Annotated in this window: 21 protein-coding genes; 13 read left to right on the top strand and 8 right to left on the bottom strand. The window is 67.2% G+C overall.

Annotated elements, in window-relative coordinates:
- Nucleotides 1–171 precede the first annotated feature (171 nt).
- Genes guaA through guaB form a run of 3 tightly spaced genes read right to left on the bottom strand, consistent with a single transcriptional unit; the run spans nucleotide 172 to nucleotide 4,536 of the window.
- A complete protein-coding gene (gene guaA / locus ACG00Y_RS06385) occupies nucleotides 172–1,758 on the bottom strand; it encodes a glutamine-hydrolyzing GMP synthase (RefSeq protein WP_394477051.1) in 1,587 nt (528 codons plus the stop codon).
- 16 nt (nucleotides 1,759–1,774) lie between these two features.
- Nucleotides 1,775–3,010: a TCR/Tet family MFS transporter gene (locus tag ACG00Y_RS06380; protein ID WP_394477049.1), complete on the bottom strand. Its 1,236-nt coding sequence runs from the start codon at nucleotides 3,008–3,010 to the stop codon at nucleotides 1,775–1,777.
- 56 nt (nucleotides 3,011–3,066) lie between these two features.
- Entirely contained in the window at nucleotides 3,067–4,536 is a 1,470-nt protein-coding gene (gene guaB / locus ACG00Y_RS06375; protein WP_394477047.1) for an IMP dehydrogenase, read from the bottom strand.
- Nucleotides 4,537–4,614: 78 nt separating this feature from the next.
- Here guaB and ACG00Y_RS06370 point away from each other — a divergent pair, with 78 nt between their 5' ends.
- Nucleotides 4,615–5,094 carry a DUF4124 domain-containing protein gene (locus tag ACG00Y_RS06370; protein WP_394477045.1) on the top strand — a complete coding sequence of 160 codons (480 nt, stop codon included), beginning with the start codon at nucleotides 4,615–4,617 and terminating at the stop codon, nucleotides 5,092–5,094.
- Nucleotides 5,095–5,101: 7 nt separating this feature from the next.
- Here the strand turns inward: ACG00Y_RS06370 and ACG00Y_RS06365 are convergent, their stop codons facing one another.
- Together ACG00Y_RS06365 and ACG00Y_RS06360 are read right to left on the bottom strand one after the other, a co-directional pair.
- Entirely contained in the window at nucleotides 5,102–5,404 is a 303-nt protein-coding gene (locus ACG00Y_RS06365; RefSeq protein ID WP_394477043.1) for an RnfH family protein, read from the bottom strand.
- The gene (locus tag ACG00Y_RS06360; protein WP_394477041.1) at nucleotides 5,394–5,855 is read right to left on the bottom strand and encodes a type II toxin-antitoxin system RatA family toxin; all 462 of its coding nucleotides are present in this window, start codon (nucleotides 5,853–5,855) and stop codon (nucleotides 5,394–5,396) included. Before ACG00Y_RS06360 ends, ACG00Y_RS06365 begins: the two co-directional genes overlap by 11 nt.
- Nucleotides 5,856–5,902: 47 nt before the next feature.
- Here ACG00Y_RS06360 and smpB point away from each other — a divergent pair, with 47 nt between their 5' ends.
- Entirely contained in the window at nucleotides 5,903–6,361 is a 459-nt protein-coding gene (gene smpB, locus ACG00Y_RS06355; protein WP_394477039.1) for an SsrA-binding protein SmpB, read from the top strand.
- On the opposite strand, the gene ACG00Y_RS06350 is transcribed toward smpB, so the two are convergent.
- From ACG00Y_RS06350 to phaR, 3 genes are read right to left on the bottom strand one after another with little or no spacing between them, the layout of a single operon-like run.
- Nucleotides 6,347–7,531 carry a PLP-dependent transferase gene (locus ACG00Y_RS06350; protein ID WP_394477037.1) on the bottom strand — a complete coding sequence of 395 codons (1,185 nt, stop codon included), beginning with the start codon at nucleotides 7,529–7,531 and terminating at the stop codon, nucleotides 6,347–6,349. The genes smpB and ACG00Y_RS06350 overlap by 15 nt on opposite strands.
- Entirely contained in the window at nucleotides 7,528–8,910 is a 1,383-nt protein-coding gene (rimO, locus tag ACG00Y_RS06345; RefSeq protein ID WP_394477034.1) for a 30S ribosomal protein S12 methylthiotransferase RimO, read from the bottom strand. The genes ACG00Y_RS06350 and rimO overlap by 4 nt, the downstream gene beginning before the upstream one ends.
- Before the next feature lie 30 nt (nucleotides 8,911–8,940).
- Complete coding sequence (phaR, locus tag ACG00Y_RS06340) at nucleotides 8,941–9,474, bottom strand: polyhydroxyalkanoate synthesis repressor PhaR (RefSeq protein WP_394477032.1); 534 nt, start codon at nucleotides 9,472–9,474, stop codon at nucleotides 8,941–8,943.
- Nucleotides 9,475–9,662: 188 nt separating this feature from the next.
- Between phaR and ACG00Y_RS06335 the strand changes: the two genes are divergently transcribed.
- The 11 genes from ACG00Y_RS06335 to ACG00Y_RS06285 all read left to right on the top strand — a co-directional run bounded on the left by ACG00Y_RS06335 (nucleotide 9,663) and on the right by ACG00Y_RS06285 (nucleotide 19,738).
- Complete coding sequence (locus ACG00Y_RS06335) at nucleotides 9,663–10,796, top strand: zinc-binding metallopeptidase family protein (RefSeq protein ID WP_394477030.1); 1,134 nt, start codon at nucleotides 9,663–9,665, stop codon at nucleotides 10,794–10,796.
- Entirely contained in the window at nucleotides 10,793–11,665 is an 873-nt protein-coding gene (locus ACG00Y_RS06330; RefSeq protein ID WP_394477028.1) for a transglutaminase-like domain-containing protein, read from the top strand. Before ACG00Y_RS06335 ends, ACG00Y_RS06330 begins: the two co-directional genes overlap by 4 nt.
- A gap of 265 nt (nucleotides 11,666–11,930) precedes the next feature.
- Nucleotides 11,931–12,719: a GntR family transcriptional regulator gene (locus ACG00Y_RS06325; protein ID WP_394477026.1), complete on the top strand. Its 789-nt coding sequence runs from the start codon at nucleotides 11,931–11,933 to the stop codon at nucleotides 12,717–12,719.
- A 13-nt stretch (nucleotides 12,720–12,732) separates the two neighbouring features.
- Complete coding sequence (locus ACG00Y_RS06320; RefSeq protein ID WP_394477024.1) at nucleotides 12,733–14,460, top strand: fumarate reductase/succinate dehydrogenase flavoprotein subunit; 1,728 nt, start codon at nucleotides 12,733–12,735, stop codon at nucleotides 14,458–14,460.
- 13 nt (nucleotides 14,461–14,473) lie between these two features.
- Nucleotides 14,474–14,707 carry a 4Fe-4S dicluster domain-containing protein gene (locus ACG00Y_RS06315; protein WP_394477022.1) on the top strand — a complete coding sequence of 78 codons (234 nt, stop codon included), beginning with the start codon at nucleotides 14,474–14,476 and terminating at the stop codon, nucleotides 14,705–14,707.
- Between the two features lie 5 nt (nucleotides 14,708–14,712).
- Nucleotides 14,713–15,663: a HEAT repeat domain-containing protein gene (locus ACG00Y_RS06310; protein WP_394477020.1), complete on the top strand. Its 951-nt coding sequence runs from the start codon at nucleotides 14,713–14,715 to the stop codon at nucleotides 15,661–15,663.
- A gap of 79 nt (nucleotides 15,664–15,742) precedes the next feature.
- Nucleotides 15,743–16,081, top strand: a complete 339-nt coding sequence (gene fdxA / locus ACG00Y_RS06305; RefSeq protein WP_394477018.1) for a ferredoxin FdxA — start codon at nucleotides 15,743–15,745, stop codon at nucleotides 16,079–16,081.
- A gap of 70 nt (nucleotides 16,082–16,151) precedes the next feature.
- On the top strand, nucleotides 16,152–17,612 hold the full coding sequence (locus ACG00Y_RS06300; protein ID WP_394477017.1) for an ABC transporter substrate-binding protein: 1,461 nt from the start codon (nucleotides 16,152–16,154) through the stop codon (nucleotides 17,610–17,612).
- 4 nt (nucleotides 17,613–17,616) lie between these two features.
- A complete protein-coding gene (locus ACG00Y_RS06295; protein ID WP_394477015.1) occupies nucleotides 17,617–18,558 on the top strand; it encodes an ABC transporter permease in 942 nt (313 codons plus the stop codon).
- A 5-nt stretch (nucleotides 18,559–18,563) separates the two neighbouring features.
- The gene (locus tag ACG00Y_RS06290; protein ID WP_394477013.1) at nucleotides 18,564–19,424 is read left to right on the top strand and encodes an ABC transporter ATP-binding protein; all 861 of its coding nucleotides are present in this window, start codon (nucleotides 18,564–18,566) and stop codon (nucleotides 19,422–19,424) included.
- Between the two features lie 8 nt (nucleotides 19,425–19,432).
- Nucleotides 19,433–19,738 carry a gamma-butyrobetaine hydroxylase-like domain-containing protein gene (locus tag ACG00Y_RS06285; protein ID WP_394477011.1) on the top strand — a complete coding sequence of 102 codons (306 nt, stop codon included), beginning with the start codon at nucleotides 19,433–19,435 and terminating at the stop codon, nucleotides 19,736–19,738.
- Nucleotides 19,739–19,740: the final 2 nt, after the last annotated feature.

The raw sequence follows: 19,740 nt of genomic DNA, 5'->3' as shown, positions 1-19,740 counted from the left end.
CGATGCAGTGACGAATGCGGCAACCACAAGCCATCAGCCGTGAAAACCGATGGCGCCGGTGGGAGTGACTGCTGCTGTAGACCTTCCCATTGGGCTTGAGCGCCCTCAACTCCATGCCCGTGAGCAACCTGCCCCCCGTTTTCGCGTTGGACGACCCGGCACGGCTGTGAATCATTCCCACTCGATGGTCGCCGGCGGCTTGCTGCTCACGTCATAGGTCACGCGATTGATGCCGCGCACCTCGTTGATGATGCGGCCGCTGGTCTTCTTCAACAGCGAATACGGCAGCTCGGCCCAGTCGGCCGTCATGAAGTCGCTGGTCTGCACGGCGCGCAAGGCCACGACGTAGTCGTAGGTCCGGCCGTCGCCCATGACGCCCACGCTCTTCACCGGCAGGAACACGGCGAAGGCCTGCGAGGTCAGCGCGTACCAGCTCTTGCCCGTAGCCGGGTCGATGGTGTTGCGCAGCTCCTCGATGAAGATCGCGTCGGCGCGGCGCAGCAGGTCGGCGAAGTCCTTCTTCACCTCGCCGAGGATGCGCACACCAAGGCCGGGGCCGGGGAAGGGATGGCGGTAGACCATATCGGCCGGCAGGCCCAGGGCCACACCTAGCGCGCGCACTTCGTCCTTGAACAGCTCGCGCAGCGGCTCCAGCAGCTTGAGCCCAAGCGTCTCAGGCAGGCCGCCGACGTTGTGGTGGCTCTTGATCGTCGTCGCCTTCTTGGTCTTGGTGCCGCCGCTCTCCACCACGTCGGGGTAGATCGTGCCTTGCGCCAGCCACTTGGCGTTCTTCAGCTTGCTCGCCTCGGCCTGGAACACTTCGACGAACTCGGCGCCGATGATCTTGCGCTTGCGCTCCGGGTCGGTCACGCCGGCCAGCTTGCCGAGGAAGACCTCGCTGGCGTCGACGCGGATCACCTTGGCATGCAGGCGGCCGACGAACATGTCCATCACCATGTCGCCTTCGTTCAGGCGCAGCAGGCCGTGGTCGACGAAGACACAGGTGAGCTGGTCGCCAATGGCGCGGTGGATCAGCGCGGCAGCCACCGAGGAATCGACGCCACCGGAAAGGCCCAGGATGACCTCCTCGTCTCCCACCTGCTCGCGGATGCGCGCGACGGCCTCGTCGATGTAGCTGCCCATCTGCCAATCGCCCTGGCAGCCGGCGATCTCGCGCACGAAGCGCGTGATGATGGCCGCGCCCTGTAGGGTGTGCGTGACCTCGGGGTGGAACTGGAAGGCGTAGAAGCCGCGCTCCTCGTCGGCCATGCCGGCGATGGGGCAGCTGGGCGTGGAGGCCATCAGCTTGAAGCCGGGCGGCAGCGCGGTGACCTTGTCACCGTGGCTCATCCAGGCCTTCAGCATGCCGTGGCCCTCGGGCGTCTCGAAATCCTGGATGCCGCTCAGCAGCTTGGTGTGTCCATGGGCGCGCACCTCGGCGTAGCCGAACTCGCGGTGATCGCTCCACTCGACGGTGCCGCCCAGCTGCACGGCCATGGTCTGCATGCCGTAGCAGATGCCCAGCACCGGCACGCCCAGCTCCCACACGGCCTGCGGCGCGCGCAGTTCGTGGTCCTCGTAGGTCGAGGCATGGCTGCCGCTCAAGATGATGGCCTTGGGCGCGAACGACCGGATGAACTCGTCGGAAACGTCGTTCGGATGGATCTCGCAAAACACGGCCGCTTCGCGCACGCGGCGGGCGATGAGCTGGGTGACTTGCGAGCCGAAGTCGAGGATGAGGACTTTGTCGTGTTGCATGGTGTTGAGCCTGAGGCTAGGCAGTTTGCAAGGCGAGGCGCTGGCGATGGAAGAAGCGGTAGGCGAGAACCAGGCCGGTCAGTTGCAGCGCGGCGCAGGTGAAGAAGGGCAGACCCATCAACGGGTCGGTGGCGGGGCGGTGCGAGACCCAGCCCAGCAGCGTCAGGCCGATAAGCGGCGCGATGACAGCCATCATGCTGTTCAGCGACGACACGGCGCCCATCGCCCGGCCCTGGCTGTTGGCACCCGCCGCATTGGAAATGATGCTCTGCACGGCTGCGGTGGCAACGCCGCCCAGCAGGTTGAAGGCGATGACGGCGTACATCATCCAGCCCTCGGTCACGAGGCCGAAGCCGAGGTAGGCCAGCGACGCCGAGCCCATGCCGATGAGGGCCAGGCGCTGCGGGCCGAAGCGGGCCAGCAGCGGCTTGAGCAGCACGCCCTGGCTGATGACGGAGACGATACCGACGGCGAACAGCGACCAGCTGACCTCCAGTGGCCCCCAGCCGAAGCGGAACTTGGTGTAAAGCACCCAGGTCATGTGCAGCATGTACTGCGACAGCGACGCCAGCGCGATGACGGCGACCAGGGAGCCGACGCCCTTCAGCGCCGCCAGGCCGTGCAGCGCCGACACCGGGTTGGCCTTGCGCCAGTCGAACGGCGTGCGCCGGTCCAGCGGCAGCGACTCGGGCAGCACGAAGAAGCCATAGCACCAGTTCAGCAAGGCCATGCTGCCCGCAGCGATGAAAGGCCAGTGGATGTCGTAGTGGCCCAGCCAGCCACCGATGACGGGCCCCAGGATGAAGCCGACACCAAACATCGCACCCAGCTGGCCGAAGCGCCGCGCGCGGTCCTCCGGCGCGCTGATGTCGGCCACATAGGCATTGGCGATGGCGATGTTGGCCTGCATGGCCCCCGAGAACAGGCGCACCGCCACGAGCATCCACAGCGCCGTGGCCATCGCCGTCACGAAGAAGCTGAGCGCCAGGCCGGCAAAGCCGATCAGCAACACCGGCCGGCGGCCAAAACGGTCCGACAACGCGCCGAGGATGGGCGAGCCAACGAAATTGGCCACGCCGAAGGCCATGGTCACCAGCAGGAAGGCCGAGGTCTGCTCGTCGTTGCTGGTGGTGAACGTGCCGACGATGTGAGGCAGCACCGGCACCATCAGGCCGATCGAGATCATGTCGATCAGCACGGCGGCCATGATGAAACCCATGGCCGGGGTGCGTGTCGGAGAGGTGCTGCTCATCGTTCCTGAAAAGAGAAACGGGGCGATTGGCATCGCCCCGTTTGGCTGTCAGCAGCTCACTCGCTGCGGTAGTTCGGTGCTTCCTTGGTGATCTGCACGTCGTGGACATGGCTCTCGCGCATGCCGGCCGTCGTGATCTCGACGAACTCTGCCCGGTTCTGCATGTCTTCAATTGACCCGCAGCCGCAGTAGTGCATGGACGCCTTCAGGCCACCGGCCATCTGGAAAATGACCTGCACGACCGAGCCCTTGTAAGGCACCTGGCCCTCGATGCCTTCGGGCACCAGCTTGGACGTGTTCGGGTTGTTGGCGGACGTGTCCTGGAAGTAGCGGTCCGCGCTGCCCTTGGCCATCGCGCCCATGGACCCCATGCCGCGGTAGCTCTTGAAAGTGCGGCCCTGGTAGAGGATGACCTCGCCCGGGGCTTCTTCGGTGCCGGCGAAGGCGCCGCCCATCATCACGCAGTCGGCGCCGGCAGCGATGGCCTTGGCCAGGTCACCGGAGTAGCGAACGCCGCCATCGGCGATGACCGGCACGCCGGTGCCCTTGAGCGCCGTGACGACGTTGTCGATGGCCGTGATCTGCGGCACGCCGACGCCGGCGACGATGCGGGTCGTGCAGATGGAGCCGGGGCCGATGCCGACCTTGACGCCATCCGCGCCAGCTTCCACCAGCGCCAGCGCTGCGGCGCCGGTGGCGATGTTGCCGCCGATGACGTCGACGTTCGGGTACTGGCTCTTGACCCAGCGCACGCGCTCCAGCACGCCAGCACTGTGGCCGTGAGCCGTGTCGACGATGAGGGCGTCGACGCCAGCCCGCACCAGCAGTTCCACGCGCTGCTCGGTGTCGTCGCCGAAGCCGACCGCCGCGCCGACGCGCAGCTTGCCCTGGGCGTCACGCGCGGCATTGGGGAAGCTGGTCTGCTTGGTGATGTCCTTGGTGGTCATCAGGCCGCGCAGCTCGAAGGCGTCATTGACGACGACGACGCGCTCCAGCTTGTGCTTGTGCATCAGCGCCTTGGCTTCGTCGGTGGACGCGCCATCCTTGACGGTGATGAGCCGCTCGGCCGGCGTCATGATCTCGCTGACGCGGGCATCCATGCGGGTCTCGAAACGCAGGTCGCGGCCGGTGACGATGCCGATGACGCGCTTGCCTTCGACGACCGGGAAGCCCGAGAAGCCGTGCTGGCGGGTCAGCTCCACGGCCTCGCGCACCGTGGTGTTGGGGCCGACGGTCAGCGGCTCGCGGACGACGCCGCTCTCGTAGCGCTTGACGCGGGCAACTTCACGTGCCTGCGCCTCGGCGCTGAGGTTCTTGTGCACGATGCCGATGCCACCTTCCTGCGCGATCGCGATCGCCAGGCGGGCCTCGGTCACGGTGTCCATCGCGGCGGACACCAGCGGCAGATTCAGGGGGATGTTGCGCGACAGGCGGGTCGCAAGGCTGGTGTCACGGGGCAACACCTGGGAGAACGCTGGCACCAACAGAACGTCGTCGAAGGTGAGCGCTTTGCCGAGAAGGCGCATGAGGAAAGCTCCAGTCGCAAAGCGGCATTATACGGAGGGCCTCAGGGCTACACTGACCGCATGCGTCGCAAGCCCCTCATGCTTATCTTGATCGGCCTGGTCCTGGCCGCGTCCGCCCAGGCCCAGTGGAAGTGGAAGGATGCCAAGGGCAACGTGCAATACAGCGACCGACCGCCCCCGACCGGCACGCCGGACAAGGACATCCTGCAGCGCCCCGCCGCCCCTTCTCGCATCGTCGGCATCGTGCCCGCCGGCCAGCCCGCCAGCGCGGCGTCAGCCCCCGCACCCCGGCCGGCCGCCAGCGCGCCGGGCCAGGAAGCTGCGCGCCAGAAGCAGGAGCAGGAGCGCGACGCCGCCAAGCAGAAGGAAGAGGCGCGCCGCGTCGCCGAACAGCGGCGCGAGAACTGCACCCGCGCTCAGGGCAACCTGCGCGACCTGCAGAGCGGCATCCGCATCACACGCACCAACGAGCAGGGTGAGCGCGTCTTCATGGACGATGTGCAGCGCCAGGCCGAAGTCGAGCGCGCCCGCAACTTGATCACCAGCGAGTGCAAGTAGGGGCTGTTCAGCCGCCCGCCTTGGGCCGGTGGCGCGACACGATGCGCTCGCCGCGCTTGGCATAGCGCAGCCGCCGCGCCTCCATCGGATCGACAGTCAGCGGCCGATAGACCTCGATGCGGTCGCGCTCGCGCAGCGCTGTTTCCAGCGGCCGCACGCGGCCCCAGATGCCGATGCGGAACTGGTCGAGATCGAGATCAAAGTCGGCGCAGCCACGCAGCGCCGATTCAATCGTGGCGCCCTCCTCCACCTCCAGCCAGCGCTGCCGCACATCGCCGGCCTGAGGGCTCCAGACCAGCTCAACGCGCACCGTAGAGGCTTTCCGCGCGCTGCACGAAGCCGTCGACGAAGGTGTTGGCGATGCGGTCGAACACCGGGCTGACCACCGCCTCCAGAGCGCCGCTGTTGAAGGCGTACTTCAGGTCGAAGACGATCTTGCAGGCGGTGGGCTCGCCCTCGGTGCCGGGCTTGTTCAGCGGCAGGAACTGCCACAGCCCGTCCAGATGCGAGAAGGGGCCATCGACCAGTTCCATGTCGACGCTCAGCTCGGCCTCATCGTTGCGGTTGCGCGTCGTGAACGCATGGCGCACGCCGGCGTAGGCCAGGTGCAGCCGGGCCGTGACGGCATCGCCCTCGCGCGCCAGCACGTCGACCTTGTTGCACCAGGGCAGGAACTCGGGATAGCGCTCCACGGCGGTGACCAGCTCGTACATCTCGCGCGGCGTGTACCAGAGCAGAACGGACTTTTTGACCTGCTTCATAGAATGGACAAATTGTATTGAGGGGCATCGCCCCCATTTGCGTCCCCATGTCCATCGCCGAGAACCGCCGCGCCCGTTACGACTACCACATCGAGGAACAGTTCGAGGCCGGGGTGGTGCTGTCCGGCTGGGAGATCAAGGCCATCCGCGCGGGCCAGGTGCAGCTGACCGACGGCTATGTGCTGATCAAGAACGGCGAGCTGTTCCTGATCGGCTGCCGGATCAACGCGCTGCGCAGCGCGTCCACCCATGTGTCGCCCGAGGCGGACCGCACCAAGAAGCTGCTGATGCACAAGGCCGAGATCAAGCGGCTGGTGGGCAAGGTCGAGCAGCGCGGCTTCACGCTCGTGCCGCTGAACCTGCACTACAAGGGCGGCCGCGTGAAGGCCGACATCGCGCTGGCCAAGGGCAAGGCCGAGCACGACAAGCGCAATACCGAGAAACAGCGGGACTGGGAACGAGAGCGGGGCCAGCTGATGCGCCACAAGGTGTCAAACAAGAGCTGACAGCGCTTGTTCGAGGTCGGCTTTCAGGTCGGCACCGTCCTCCAGACCAATTGCAAACCGCACCAGCGTGCCGCCATTGAACGGCAGCGGCAGGTCGCGGCTGCGGCTCATGTCGTAGGGCACGGCCAGGCTCATCGGGCCGGCCCAGGAATAGCCGATACCGAAGAGCTGCAGCGCATCGACGAAGGCATCCACCTGGGCTGCGCTGTACTCGGGCTTGAAGACAGCTGAGAACAGGCAGGCCGCACCCACACCGCCCACGGCCAGCCAGTTTTCATGACCGGGCGAGTCCGGCAGCGCTGGATGGAAGACGCGCGCCACTTCAGGTCGCCCGGCCATCCAGCCCGCCAGTTCGCGCGTCACGCGGTCCTGCGCCTCGTAGCGCAGCGGCATCGTCGGCAGGCCGCGCAGCACCAGCTCCACGTCGTTCTGGCCCAGGCCGTAGCCCAGATGCTCGTGCGCGTGGTTGAGCTTGTCGTGCAGCCGGCGGTCACGAGTGCAGACCGAGCCCATCAGCACGTCGGCGCCGCCGCTGGGGTATTTGGTCAGCGCCTGCATGACGATGTCGGCGCCCAGGCCCGGGTGGGTCTGCGGCGCCGGCTCGAAGCCGTTGAAGGCCAGGCCCGCGCCCCAGGTGTTGTCCAGCGCCGTCGTGATGCCTCGCGCGCGGCAGGCGGCCAGCGTGCCGAGCAGGTCCGGGAACTCCAGCGTGATGGAGCCTGCCGCTTCCAGCCAGACCAGCTTGGTGTTGTCGCGCATCTCGGGCACCGTCAGCGGGTCGTAGAAGCGATGCGTAACGCCCCACTGCGGCAGCCAGGACTCGGTCAGATAACGGTTCTGTCCGTAGACGTTGTCCGGCACCAGCACCTCATCGCCCGGGCGCAGCACGGCCAGCGACGGCAGCGTCACGGCCGCGAGGCCGCTGGGCACCAGCAGGCAGTGCTCGGCATGCTCCAGCGTGGCGATGCGCGCGGCCAGCGTGTAGCTGGTGGGCGTGCCATGCAGGCCATAGCGGTAGCTCAGGCCGTCGCGCGGGCGGGGCCTGTGCAGGTCGGCCGTGTCCTTGAACAACACGGTCGATGCCTTGGCCACGGGCACCGGTATCGCGTCCCAGCCTTCCGGCGCACGGTAGGGGTGGTGGATCAGCTCGGTAGCAGGCCCCCGGGTCATACGAGCGTGGCGACCAGGTCGTGCCCATCAGCGGCCACGACGCGGGCGCGCACGAAGTCGCCCACCTTCATCGTCTTGCTGGCCTTCTCGGGCGGCAGGATCTTGACGGTGCCGTCGATCTCGGGCGCGTCGGCATAGGAGCGACCCACGCCGCCCTTGCGGCCCAGGCCTGGGGCGGAGTCGACCAGCACCTGCAGCGTCTGGCCGACACGGGCCTGCAGCTTGGCCGTGGACACCTGTTCGGCCACCGCCATGAAGCGCGCTCGGCGTTCCTCGCGGACCTCGGTGGGCAGCGCGCCTTCGATGTCGTTGGCGCTGGCACCCTCGACGGGCGAGTAGGCGAAGCAGCCCGCGCGGTCGATGCGCGCTTCCTGCATGAAGTCCAGCAGATGCTGGAACTCGGCCTCGGTCTCGCCGGGGAAGCCGGCGATGAAGGTCGAGCGGATGACCAGCTCCGGGCAGGCCTCGCGCCAGCGCAGGATGCGCTCCATGTTCTTCTCGCCGTTGGCCGGGCGCTTCATGCGCTTGAGCACATCGGGGTGGGAATGCTGGAAGGGCACGTCCAGGTAGGGCAGCACCAGGCCCTCGGCCATCATCGGCAGCACTTCGTCCACATGCGGATAGGGGTAGACGTAGTGCAGCCGCACCCAGGCGCCGAACGGCTTGGCGATCTCGCCGAGCTGGGCGACGAGGTCCAGCATGCGGGTCTTGACCGGCTTGCCGTCCCAGAAGCCCATGCGGTACTTCACGTCCACGCCGTAGGCCGAGGTGTCCTGGCTGATGACCAGCAACTCCTTCACGCCGCTCTCGAACAGCGCGCGTGCCTCGTTCAGCACGTCGCCGATGGGGCGGGACACCAGGTCGCCGCGCATGCTGGGGATGATGCAGAACGAACAGCGGTGGTTGCAGCCCTCGCTGATCTTCAGGTAGGCGTAGTGCTTGGGCGTGAGCTTGACGCCGTAGCTGGGCACCAGGTCGACGAAGGGGTCGTGGGGCTTGGGCACGTGCGTGTGCACCGCGTCCATGACCTCCTGCGTGGCATGCGGGCCGGTCACGGCCAGCACGCTGGGGTGCATCTCCCGCACCAGGCTGCCGGCATCGCTGCTGGCAGCACCTGCCTTGGCGCCCAGGCAGCCCGTGACGATGACCTTGCCGTTCTTGGCCAGGGCCTCGCCGATGGTGTCCAGGCTCTCCTTGACGGCGTCGTCGATGAAACCGCAGGTGTTGACGATCACCAGGTCGGCGCCGGCAAAGGTCTTGGAGGTCTCGTAGCCCTCGGCGCGGAGCTGGGTGAGGATCAGCTCGCTGTCGGTCAGCGCCTTGGGGCAGCCGAGCGATACGAAACCGATCTTCGGGACGGAGGTGGTCGATGCATTCATCGCCGCATTTTCGGCGATGTGGCGCGGACCTTACTTTTTCGGCACGAACGGGAACAGCGCACCCGCCGATTTCAGCTGTTCCTGCCACTGGTTCATCAGCGTCTTGGACTGCTCGGCATAGCCGCCCATCAGGCCCGTCCAGGCCTCGGGCGTGAAGGGCATGCCCGGCGTCTGCTCGGTGAAGCGCTGCTGCATGTCGGTGAAGGCCTGCATCTGGCGCTCCAGCAGCCCGCCCATGACGCCCTGCATCGCATGGCCGTACAGGCGGATGATCTGCGCCAGCGAGTTGGCCGAGAACATCGGCACGCCGCCGGTCTCCTCCTCCAGGATGATCTGCAGCAGGATGGCGCGCGTCAGGTCCTCGTTGCTCTTGGCGTCGTGCACCTCGAAGGCGGTGCCGTCCAGCACCATGGCCTTCACGTCGGCCAGCGTGATGTAGCTGCTGGTCTGCGTGTCGTAGAGGCGGCGGTTGGGGTACTTCTTGAGAATGCGCACGCCCGGGTTGATGTCGGGGCCGGTGGTTTTCTCGGTCGTGGATGCCGGCTTTTTGCGGGCAGTCGCCATGCGGGTGTCTCCTGGTGCGATGCAACAAATTCTAGGCAGGCCCCGAATGTCGCCCGAAACGGGTTTACCTGGGGCCTGAATCTCATTTTTCTCTGCGGCCGAGCACAGGAAGCTCGGTTCGCCTACACCGCCGCAACCGGCAGCCGGTCAAGATAAGCCACGCCTGCTGGCCATCCATCTCCAACGCCATGAAAACCTTCTGCTGCGAACGCTGCCAAACCCGCGTCTTCTTCGAGAACACGTCCTGCGACGTCTGCAAGGCCAGGCTGGGCTTCATCCCGGCGGAGCTGACCCTCGGCTCGTTCGACGAGGACGAAAGCGGCGACTGGCTGCGCGTGACGGGCACGGCGGCGTTCCGGCGCTGCGCCAACCACGTGGCGCCGGTGCATTGCAACTGGATGGTCGGCGCGGGCGAGGCGGAGCCGCTGTGCCTGTCGTGCCGCACGACCAAGGTGCGCCCGCAGCTCGCCAAGGCCGAGAACCACGGCTACTGGCGCAGCATCGAGGCCGCCAAGCGGCAGCTGGCCTACAGCCTGGCGTCCTGGCGCCTGCCCTTCCCGTCCAAGGCCGAGGACGCCCGGCACGGCGTCGCGTTCGCGCTGATGGAACAGACCGACCCCGAAAAGAAGGTGCTGACCGGCCACGACAACGGCCTCATAACGCTCAACATCGCCGAGGCCGACGACGCCCAGCGCGAGCGCGTGCGTGCCCAGATGCGGGAGCCCTACCGCACGCTGCTGGGGCACTTGCGCCATGAAATCGGCCACTACTACTGGGACCGGCTCATCCGCGACACACCCAACATCGGCAAGTTCCGCGAGATGTTCGGCGACGAGCGGGCCGACTACGGCAAGGCGCTCAAGCAGCACTACAGCGCGCCCAAGGCCGACTGGCAGACAAGCTTCGTCAGCGCCTATGCCAGCTCCCACCCCTGGGAGGACTGGGCGGAGTGCTGGGCCCACTACATGCACCTGCAGGACGGGCTGGAGACGGCCACCTCCTGGGGCCTGCAGCTGGACCACGCGGTGCCCGGCGGCACCACGGTGCGGGCCGAGGTGATCGCCGCCGACGCGACCGACGTGCAGGCCAAGGTCATCCGGCACTGGCTGCCGGTGTCGCAGTTCATCAACGCCATGTCGCGCAGCCTCGGCGGGCGCGACAGCTATCCGTTCACGATGCCAGACGCCGTGCTGGACAAGCTCGCCTTCATCCACGACGTGATCGGCGCCGGCGTGCGCGGCGACAACCCGATGAACTTCACACCACGGCCCGCCCCGCAGGCCGCCATTGCCACCCAAACCATTGAAAGCACCGCCGCATGATCCGCATGGAATTGCAAGTGCAGCTGAAGTACGAAGTGTCTGCACCCGGCGCTGACTTCATCCTCAACATCCACCCGGCCTACACGCCCTGCCAGCGCGTCTCGTCCGAGAACCTGACGCTGAGCCAGAACATCCCGTCCGAGCTGCAGACCGACAGCCGCACCGGCAACCGCCATCTGCGCCTGCAGGCGCTGCCGGGCCCGCTGGAGATCAGCTACGAGGCCACCGTAGAGTTGGCCCACCGCCAGGACCAGCCCGCCGACCTTCATGAAGTGCCGGTGCACCAATTGCCGCTGGAGGTGCTGCAGTACATCTACCCCAGCCGCTACTGCCAGTCGGACCGGCTCATCAAGCTGGCGACCGCCGAGTTCGGCTCGGTGCCGGCGGGCTATGGCCGGGTGCAGTACATCGCCGAGTGGATACAGCGCCACGTGTCGTTCGCATCGAACACGTCCAACTCGACCACGTCCGCCGTCGACACCTTGATCGAGCGCGCCGGCGTCTGCCGCGACTTCACTCACCTGATGGTGGCGCTGTGCCGGGCGCTGAACATCCCGGCCCGCTTCACGACCGGCACGGACTACGGCGCCGACCCGGTGCTGGGCCCGCCGGACTTCCACGCCTATGCCGAGGTCTATCTGGGCGGGCGCTGGTACATCTTCGACGCGTCGGGCACGGCCATTCCGATGGGCTTCGTGCGCTTCGGCACCGGCCGCGATGCGGCGGACGTGGCCTTCGCCACCATCTTCGGCACCGTCCAGTCGTGGGCGCCCTTCATCCAGACCACGGCCTACGCCGATGCCGCCACCGGCTTCGTGCTGCCGCACCGCTGCACGATGGCGCTGTCCACCGACGCCATGCCGGGCTGATCGCGCCGGCGCCGCACTGAAAACGAGCGGCGGCGCGCTCAAGTTTGGCGCACCAGCCCGCCTCGGTGCGGCCCTCAGCGCCCGTCTTGCCGGTGCGGATTCATGGATCTCCACCCTCGCTGCCAGGGCGTCAGGGGCGTCTCGCCCGCGCTGAAGCACCCTCGTCCGCAGCCGGCATAAAACCTGGCACGGCTCGTGCTCGTACTGACTTGTCATAACGAGTTGGACGGCCATGAGCAAAGGCGCTCTCGCAGCTAGGAAATCCTTGACGCTGGTCACCGCCCCCGAGTTGGGCGGCGAGCCTCGGATCAAGCTGTCGTCACCCCAGCCGCTGTACACGCAGATCAAGGAGATCCTGCGCGCACGCATCCTCGATGGCAGCTACCAGCCGCATCAGCAGATGCCGTCGGAGAGCGAGATGATGGCCGCGTTCGACGTCAGCCGCATCACCGTGCGGCAGGCGCTCAACGACCTGCAGAACGAGGGCCTGATCTTCCGCATTCACGGCAAGGGCAGCTTCGTCTCCAAGCCCAAGGCCTTCCAGGACCTGGGCCGGCTGCAGGGCTTCGGCGAGGCGATGCGGCAGATGGGCTACGAGACCTTCGCCCGCGTGCTGGCCATCAAGACGGTGACGCCGTCGCCGCAGGTCGCCGAGAAGCTGCACCTGCCCAAACGCGCCAAGGTCACGGAGCTGCAGCGCCTGCGCTTCCTGAACCGCGAGCCCATCTCGCTGGATGTGACCTATGTGCCCTCGTCCATAGGCCAGCGCCTGGCCAAGGAAGACCTGGCGGCGCGCGACATCTTCGTCATCCTCGAGAACGACTACGGCCTGGCCCTCGGTCACGCCGAACTGCAGATCGGCTCGACGCTGGCCGACGAGATGCTGGCCGCGCAGCTCAAGGTCGAGGCCGGCTCGCCGGTGCTGTTCATCGAACGCACCACGCACACGGCCGATGGCGCGCCCATCGACTACGAGCACCTCTATTACCGCGGCGACGCCTTTCAGTACAAGGTCAGGGTCGATCGCGTTCCCGTTTCGGAACGAGCCTCTTGAGGAGAGCGAGCACATGAACACGATCGAAACCGAATACGACATCGTCATCGTCGGCGGCGGCACCGGCGGCCCGATGGCCGCCGTGAAGGCCAAGGAGAAGAACCCCAAGCTGCGCGTGCTGGTGCTGGACAAGGCCAACGTCAAGCGCAGCGGCGCCATCAGCATGGGCATGGACGGCCTGAACAACGCCGTCATCCCCGGCCATGCCACACCCGAGCAGTACACCAAGGAGATCACCGTCGCCAACGACGGCATCGTCGACCAGAAGGGTGTCTATGCCTACGCGGCCAACAGCTTCCCGATGATCGAGGAGCTGGACCGCTGGGGCATCAAGTTCGAGAAGGACGAGACCGGCGACTACTCGGTGCGCAAGGTCCATCACCTGGGCAGTTATGTGCTGCCCATGCCCGAGGGCCACCACATGAAGCGGGTGCTGTACCGCCAGCTCAAGCGGGCGCGGGTGGAGATCACCAACCGCGTCGTCGCGACAAGGCTGCTGACCGGGCCCGACGGCGAGATCGCCGGCGTCATGGGCTTTGACTGCCGCACGGCCGACTTCCACGTCATCAAGGCCAAGGCCGTCGTCATCTGCACCGGCGCGGCCGGGCGGCTGGGCCTGCCCGCCAGCGGCTATCTGTTCGGCACCTACGAGAACCCCACCAACTGCGGCGAGGGCCATGTGATGGCCTATCACGCAGGGGCCGAGCTGACCAACCTCGAGTGCTTCCAGATCAACCCGCTGATCAAGGACTACAACGGCCCGGCCTGCGCCTACGTGACCGGCCCGTTCGGCGGCTACACGTCCAACAACGCCGGCCAGCGCTTCATCGAGTGCGACTACTGGAGCGGCCAGATGATGATGGAGTTCTTCAACGAACTCGAAGGCGGCAAGGGCCCGGTGTTCCTGAAGCTCGACCACCTGGCTGAAGAAACGATCAGCGAGATCGAGCACATCCTGCACACCAACGAGCGGCCCAGCCGCGGCCGCTTCCACGAAGGCCGCGGCACCGACTACCGCAAGCAGATGATCGAGATGCACATCTCTGAGATCGGCTTCTGCAGCGGCCACAGCGCTTCGGGCATCTGGACCAACGAGCGCGGCGAATGCTCCATCCCCGGGCTGTATGCGGCCGGCGACTGCGCCAGCATCCCGCACAACTACATGCTGGGCGCCTTCGTCTACGGCAAGTTCTGCGGCGAGAACGCGGCGGACTATGTCAGCCGCGTTGCGCAGTCCGGGCTCGACGCCGGCCAGGTGGAGAAGGAGAAGGCCCGCGTCTACGCGCCGCTGGGCAAGGTCGAAGGCCTCACGCCCTTCCAGGTCGAATACAAGACCCGCCGCATCGTCAACGACTACCTGCAGCCGCCCAAGGTCACCCGCAAGATGGAGATCGGCCTGCAGCGCTTCGACGAGATCCGCGAGGACTTGCAGCACATGGGCGCGGCCGACCCGCACGAGCTGATGCGGGCCATGGAGGCCCACACCATCCGCGACTGCGCCGAGCTGGCGGCGCGCGCGTCGCTCTACCGCACCGAGAGCCGCTGGGGCCTGTACCACCTGCGCGTGGACCACCCGGAGAAGAACGACGCCGACTGGTTCTGCCACACCAACGTGACCAGCGACGCCAACGGCAACGCCGTGTTCCGCAAGCGCGAGGTGGAGCCCTACGTCGTGGAGCTGAACGAGGAAGAGAAGTCCGCCTATCAGCGCCTGCGCGTCGCCACCCCGGCTGCAGCCTAACGAGGAGATCGCCATGACCATTGCAATCACCCGAACACAAGCCCCCGTCGTCATCGACGAGGACAAGTGCATCGCCGACAAGGGCTGCACCGTCTGCGTCGACGTCTGCCCGCTCGACGTGCTGGCCATCGACCTGAGCAAGAACAAGGCGTTCATGAAGTTCGATGAATGCTGGTACTGCATGCCCTGCGAGAAGGACTGCCCCACCGGCGCGGTGCGCGTCGACATCCCCTACCTGGTGAGGTGATCACGATGGCCACCCTCCATGACCGCCTCCGCAATCCCGATGCCGGCGTGCGCCGCATCGCCGTCATCGACCTGCCCTACACCGACGAGGAAGACGACATTGCGCCGCTGCTGATCGCGGCGCTGTCGGACGCTGACGCCACCGTGCGGCTCGAAGCCGCCAAGGCGCTGGAAGGCTTCGAGGAGCCCGAGGTGCTGGCTGCGCTGGCGCCGCTGCTGAAGGACGAGGACGCCGACGTGCGCGCCGCCGTCGCCTACACGCTGGCCGAACTGAAGGACCCGGCCTCGGCCACCGCGCTGCTGCCCTACCTCAGCGACGCCGACCCCGAGGTGCAGGCCGCCGCGCTGCAGGCCGTGAAGGCCTTGCGCGTGGACGCTGCCTTTGACCCGGCCATGGCGGCGCTGGCACATGCGGACGCGAAAGTGCGCCGCGCGGCCGTCAGCGTGCTGGGCTATCTGAAAAAGCCGCAGGCCATCTCCGCGCTGACCGAGGTCGCGGCGCACGACGACGACGCCGAGGTGCGCCGCGTCGCGGTGGGCGCGCTGAGCTTTGCCAACGATGCCGACGTCAGCGTGCATCCCGCGCTGAGCCGGGCCCTCGCCGACCCGGTGTGGCAGGTGCGCGAGGAAGCCGCCACGACCTTCGCCAAGACGGGCTCCATCCTCGGCGTGCCCAACCTCGTGCGGGCCATGGACGACGAGTTCTGGCAGGTGCGCGTGAAAGCCGCGCGGTCCCTGGGCAAGCTGAAGGCGCGTGACGGCGTGATGGCGCTGGTGGAGGCGCTGATCCACCCGGTCAGCAACCTGCGCAAGGAGGCCGTCATCGCGCTCGGCGAGATCGGCGACCCGCGCGCCATCACGCCGCTGGAGCGCACGCTGCGCGACCCCGACCCCGACGTGCGCAAGCTGTCCAAGCTGGCGCTCACCACCATCCAGATGAACGGGAGCAATGCATGAAGCCCCCACGCTCACTTGCGTTCGCTGCCCCCCGAGGGGGCGCGCACCTGCCTTGGGACGGCCCGGCGGGAGGTGCAGCATGAGCTTCGTCGTCACCGAGGCTTGCATCCGCTGCAAGTACACCGACTGCGTCGCGGCCTGCCCCGTGGAGTGCTTCCACGAAGGCCCCGACTTTCTCGTCATCGACCCCGAGGTCTGCATCGACTGCGGCGTCTGCGTGCCCGAGTGCCCCGTCGAGGCCATCTTCGACGAGAAGGACTTGCCCGCCGAGCAGCGCGAATACATCGAACTGAACCGCCGCCTCGCCGCGCAATGGCCGCTCATCACCGCCGCGCAGGACCCGCTGCCCGACGCCGAGCACTGGGCGAACCAGCCCCACAAGCGCGCGCTGCTGACGGAGACCGCCCAGCCCGCCTGATATCCGACACAGCGCAGGCACCGATCTTGCGCCGCTGCTTTTGAACCTACCCGACTGCCAGGAGATTGAGATGAAGTTGACCCAGCTCTCGCAAATCCCTTCCTCGCTCGTGAAGTGCCTCGCGCTCTGCGCGGTCTTCCTGGCGCCGACCGCCCAGGCCGCCAAGCAGGTGGTGACCATCGGCATAGGCACGCAGAACACCACCACCAACACGGTGACCGGCGGCATCGTGCTCAAGGAGATGAAGCTCCTGGAGAAGCACCTGCCCAAGACGGGCAAGTACGCCAACATCGAGTGGAAGCTCGACTGGCAGAACTTCACCTCCGGCCCGCCGGTCACCAACGGCATGATCGCCAACAAGCTGCAGATCGGCATGATGGGCGACTACCCGCTGCTGGTGAACGGCGCCACCGGCCAGCAGAACAAGGGCAACGAGACGCTGCTGGTCGCCGTCATCGCCTACAACGCCTTCGGCTCGGGCAACGGCGTGGTGGTGCACAAGGACAGCCCCTACTACGAGCTGGCAGACCTCAAGGGCAAGACGGTCTCGGTGCCCTTCGGCTCAGCCGCCCACGGCATGATGCTGCAGGCCATGCAGGAGCGCGGCTGGCCTGCGGACTACTGGAACCTGGTCAGCCAGAGCCCCGAGGTGGGCACCACCAACCTGCAGGAAAAGAAGATCGACGGCCACGGCGACTTCGTGCCCTTTGCCGACCTGCTGCCGCACCGCGGCTTCGCGCGCAAGATCTTCGACGGCGCGCAGACCAAGATCCCGACCTTCCACGGCGTCGTCGTGCGCAAGGAGTTCGCCGACAAATACCCCGAGGCCGTGGTCGCCTACATCAAGGCGCTGATGGAGGCCAACGACTGGCTGCGCAAGGACCCCAAGCTGGCCGCCGCCAAGATCCAGGAGTGGACCAAGATCGAGAAGGAGGTGGTCTATCTCTTCCTCGGCCCGGGCGGCATCCACACGCTGGACCCGAGCATCAAGCCGCGCTGGGTCGAGACCATCAAGATCGCCCACGGCGTGCTGTCCAAGCTGGGCCGCGTCAAGGAATTCGACATCCCCGCCTGGGTCAACGAAAGCTATCTGCGCGAAGCCTTCAAGCAGCGCGGCCAGGACTACGAGGCGCAGAAGCAGACGCTGGCCAACTACGACATCACCGGCACCGACCCCATCTGCAAGGTGCCGGTCACGCGCCCCAAGGACGCGGGCGAGATCTGGCTGTCCACAGGCGAGATCGTCCCGGTCAGTTCGCCCTCCTGCCTGCTGGCCGGCGTGAAGCAGTACGAGGCCGCGGGCAAGAAGGTCAACGTGGCCTACCTTTACGACAAGGCGCTGGGCATCAAGGTCGTCGCCGACAAGGCCTTCTACGCGGTCGACACCAGCAACCCCAAGGCGCCGGTGGCCGTGCCCTTCCTGCTGAAGAAGGACGCCGAGGCCTATGCCGCCAAGAACAACGGCCGGCTCGCCACCTTCGCAGAAGCGCTGGGCCAGGCCTCGGCCATCGTTGTCGCCAGCACGAAGTGACACCATGAGCGCCCTGCCCCACCTCCAGGCCTATGCGCCGCCCGCCGTTGCTGCTGCAGCGGCGGTGCACAAGCCCACGCCGCCCACCCACATCGGCCAGGGCGTGACGCCCCTGCCCCTGCCGCTGCCGGCGGCCACCGCACCCAGCCTGTGGCAACGCTTCTGGCAGGGCCGGGGCGCGGCGGCGCTGCTGGGGGCCATCTCCATCGCCAGCGTGCTGCTGTTCTGGCAACTGGCCACGCACTACAAGCTGGACGCCTACATCCGCTTCAACAACATCCCGACGCCGGCCCAGGTACTGGAGAAGGTGGTGGAGGTCAACCAGAGCCCCAAGTTCGTCACCAACATCGGCATCAGCGTGCGGCGCATCCTGCTGGGCTTCCTGGTGGCCACCGCGCTGGGCGTGGGCCTGGGCGTGGTGATCGGCCGCTACCGCTGGGCGCGCGCACTGGCCATGCCGGCGCTGGAGGTCTTCCGCCCCATCCCGGCCATCGCCTGGGTGCCCATGTCCATCATGCTGTGGCCGGACAACGAGGTGAGCATCGTCTTCATCACCTTCCTCGGCGCCTTCTTCCCCATCCTGCTCAACACCGTGCACGGCGTGGAGGCCATCGACCCGGTGCTGCTGCGCGCGGCGCGCACGCTGGGCGCCGGCGAGGCCAGCCTGCTGCGCCACGTCGTGCTGCCCGGCGCGCTGCCGCACATCTTCACGGGCCTGGCGGTGGGCATGGGCGTGGCGTGGGTGTCGCTGATCGCCGCCGAGATGATCTCGGGGCAGTTCGGCATCGGCTACTTCACCTGGGAGGCCTACTCGCTGATCAGCTATGCCGAGATCGCGCTCGGCATGATCACCATCGGCGTGCTGGGCCTGCTGTGCAGCGGCGCCATCAGGCTCCTCGCCAAGCTCGCCATGCCCTGGCAAGCCCACTCAACCGGAGCCCCATGATGGACATGAGCGTTGCATCCCATGGCCGCGTCGACGTGCGCGACCTGCACATCCGCTTCCAAAGCAAGGGCCAGGACTTCGAGGCCGTGCGCTCCGCAAACGTGCATGTGCGGCCCGGCGAGTTCGTGTCGCTGATCGGCCCTTCCGGCTGCGGCAAGTCGACGCTGCTGAACGCGGTGGCCGGCTTCCTCAAGCCCACCGGTGGCCAGGTGCTGCTGGACGGCCAGCGCATCACCGGCCCGGGCTCGGACCGCGGCGTGGTGTTCCAGCAGTACTCGCTGTTCCCGTGGATGACGGTGCGCGCGAACGTCGAGTTCGGCCTGCGTATGAAGGGCGCATCCGCCAACGAGCGCCAGGCGCAGGCGCGCACGCTGCTGGGCCTGGCCGGACTGCTGGCGTTCGAGAACCACTACCCCGACCAGCTCTCCGGCGGCATGAAGCAGCGCGTGGGCATCGTCCGCGCACTGGCCACCAGCCCGCAGGTGCTGCTGATGGACGAGCCCTTCGGCGCGCTGGACTCGCAGACCCGCGTGGTCATGCAGGAGATCCTGACCAACATGTGGCAGCGCCTGCGCATCTCGGTGCTGTTCATCACGCACGACATCGAGGAGGCGGTGTTCCTGTCCGACCGCATCTATGTGATGACGGCACGCCCCGGGCGCATCAAGGCCGAGCTGGACGTGCCGCTGCCGCGGCCGCGCACGGCGGCCATGACCTCCGAGCCCGAGTTCGCAGCCATGGTCAAGCAGATCAAGGGCCTGATCCGCGAGGAGAGCATCGCCGCGATGGGCGGCGAGCTGAGCGACGGCGGCCTCGTGGGCCTGAGCACCGAGGTCGGCCCGCAGGGCGTCGGCCACCTGGTGTAGAAGCCGCCATGACCCCCTACACCGACACGGTGCCCACCCAGCTGGTGTGGCACCAGGCCAGCGGCATGCTCGAACTGGGCTGGGCCGATGGCCGCGAGGCCCACTTCACGGCGCCGCAGCTGCGCTCGGCCTGCAAATGCTCGGTCTGCGAAAAGCGCCGCCGCGACGGCAATCCGCTGGCCGCGCCTGTCGACACGGCGCTGACCGGCATCAACCCGGTCGGCGAGACGGGCGTGCAGTTGGTCTTCAGCGACGGCCACGACCGCGGCATCTATCCCTGGCCCTATCTCCACCAACTTGCCCTGGAGGCTTGAGC

The sequence above is a fragment of the Pelomonas parva genome (assembly GCF_043555835.1).
In the GTDB taxonomy this organism is placed as follows: Bacteria; Pseudomonadota; Gammaproteobacteria; order Burkholderiales; family Burkholderiaceae_C; genus Pelomonas; species Pelomonas parva.
The sequence above is the reverse complement of the archived record's forward strand: the minus strand, read 5'-3'. Positions and strand labels throughout refer to the sequence as shown.

Bases quoted from the DNA above. Each gene is read 5' to 3' on its own strand.
- guaA (WP_394477051.1), bottom strand. From the start codon at position 1,758: ATGCAACACGACAAAGTCCTCATCCTCGACTTCGGCTCGCAAGTCACC.
- ACG00Y_RS06380 (WP_394477049.1), bottom strand. From the start codon at position 3,010: ATGAGCAGCACCTCTCCGACACGCACCCCGGCCATGGGTTTCATCATG.
- guaB (WP_394477047.1), bottom strand. From the start codon at position 4,536: ATGCGCCTTCTCGGCAAAGCGCTCACCTTCGACGACGTTCTGTTGGTG.
- ACG00Y_RS06370 (WP_394477045.1), top strand. From the start codon at position 4,615: ATGCTTATCTTGATCGGCCTGGTCCTGGCCGCGTCCGCCCAGGCCCAG.
- ACG00Y_RS06360 (WP_394477041.1), bottom strand. From the start codon at position 5,855: ATGAAGCAGGTCAAAAAGTCCGTTCTGCTCTGGTACACGCCGCGCGAG.
- smpB (WP_394477039.1), top strand. From the start codon at position 5,903: ATGTCCATCGCCGAGAACCGCCGCGCCCGTTACGACTACCACATCGAG.
- ACG00Y_RS06350 (WP_394477037.1), bottom strand. From the start codon at position 7,531: ATGACCCGGGGGCCTGCTACCGAGCTGATCCACCACCCCTACCGTGCG.
- rimO (WP_394477034.1), bottom strand. From the start codon at position 8,910: ATGAATGCATCGACCACCTCCGTCCCGAAGATCGGTTTCGTATCGCTC.
- phaR (WP_394477032.1), bottom strand. From the start codon at position 9,474: ATGGCGACTGCCCGCAAAAAGCCGGCATCCACGACCGAGAAAACCACC.
- ACG00Y_RS06335 (WP_394477030.1), top strand. From the start codon at position 9,663: ATGAAAACCTTCTGCTGCGAACGCTGCCAAACCCGCGTCTTCTTCGAG.
- ACG00Y_RS06330 (WP_394477028.1), top strand. From the start codon at position 10,793: ATGATCCGCATGGAATTGCAAGTGCAGCTGAAGTACGAAGTGTCTGCA.
- ACG00Y_RS06320 (WP_394477024.1), top strand. From the start codon at position 12,733: ATGAACACGATCGAAACCGAATACGACATCGTCATCGTCGGCGGCGGC.
- ACG00Y_RS06315 (WP_394477022.1), top strand. From the start codon at position 14,474: ATGACCATTGCAATCACCCGAACACAAGCCCCCGTCGTCATCGACGAG.
- ACG00Y_RS06310 (WP_394477020.1), top strand. From the start codon at position 14,713: ATGGCCACCCTCCATGACCGCCTCCGCAATCCCGATGCCGGCGTGCGC.
- fdxA (WP_394477018.1), top strand. From the start codon at position 15,743: ATGAGCTTCGTCGTCACCGAGGCTTGCATCCGCTGCAAGTACACCGAC.
- ACG00Y_RS06300 (WP_394477017.1), top strand. From the start codon at position 16,152: ATGAAGTTGACCCAGCTCTCGCAAATCCCTTCCTCGCTCGTGAAGTGC.
- ACG00Y_RS06295 (WP_394477015.1), top strand. From the start codon at position 17,617: ATGAGCGCCCTGCCCCACCTCCAGGCCTATGCGCCGCCCGCCGTTGCT.
- ACG00Y_RS06290 (WP_394477013.1), top strand. From the start codon at position 18,564: ATGAGCGTTGCATCCCATGGCCGCGTCGACGTGCGCGACCTGCACATC.
- ACG00Y_RS06285 (WP_394477011.1), top strand. From the start codon at position 19,433: ATGACCCCCTACACCGACACGGTGCCCACCCAGCTGGTGTGGCACCAG.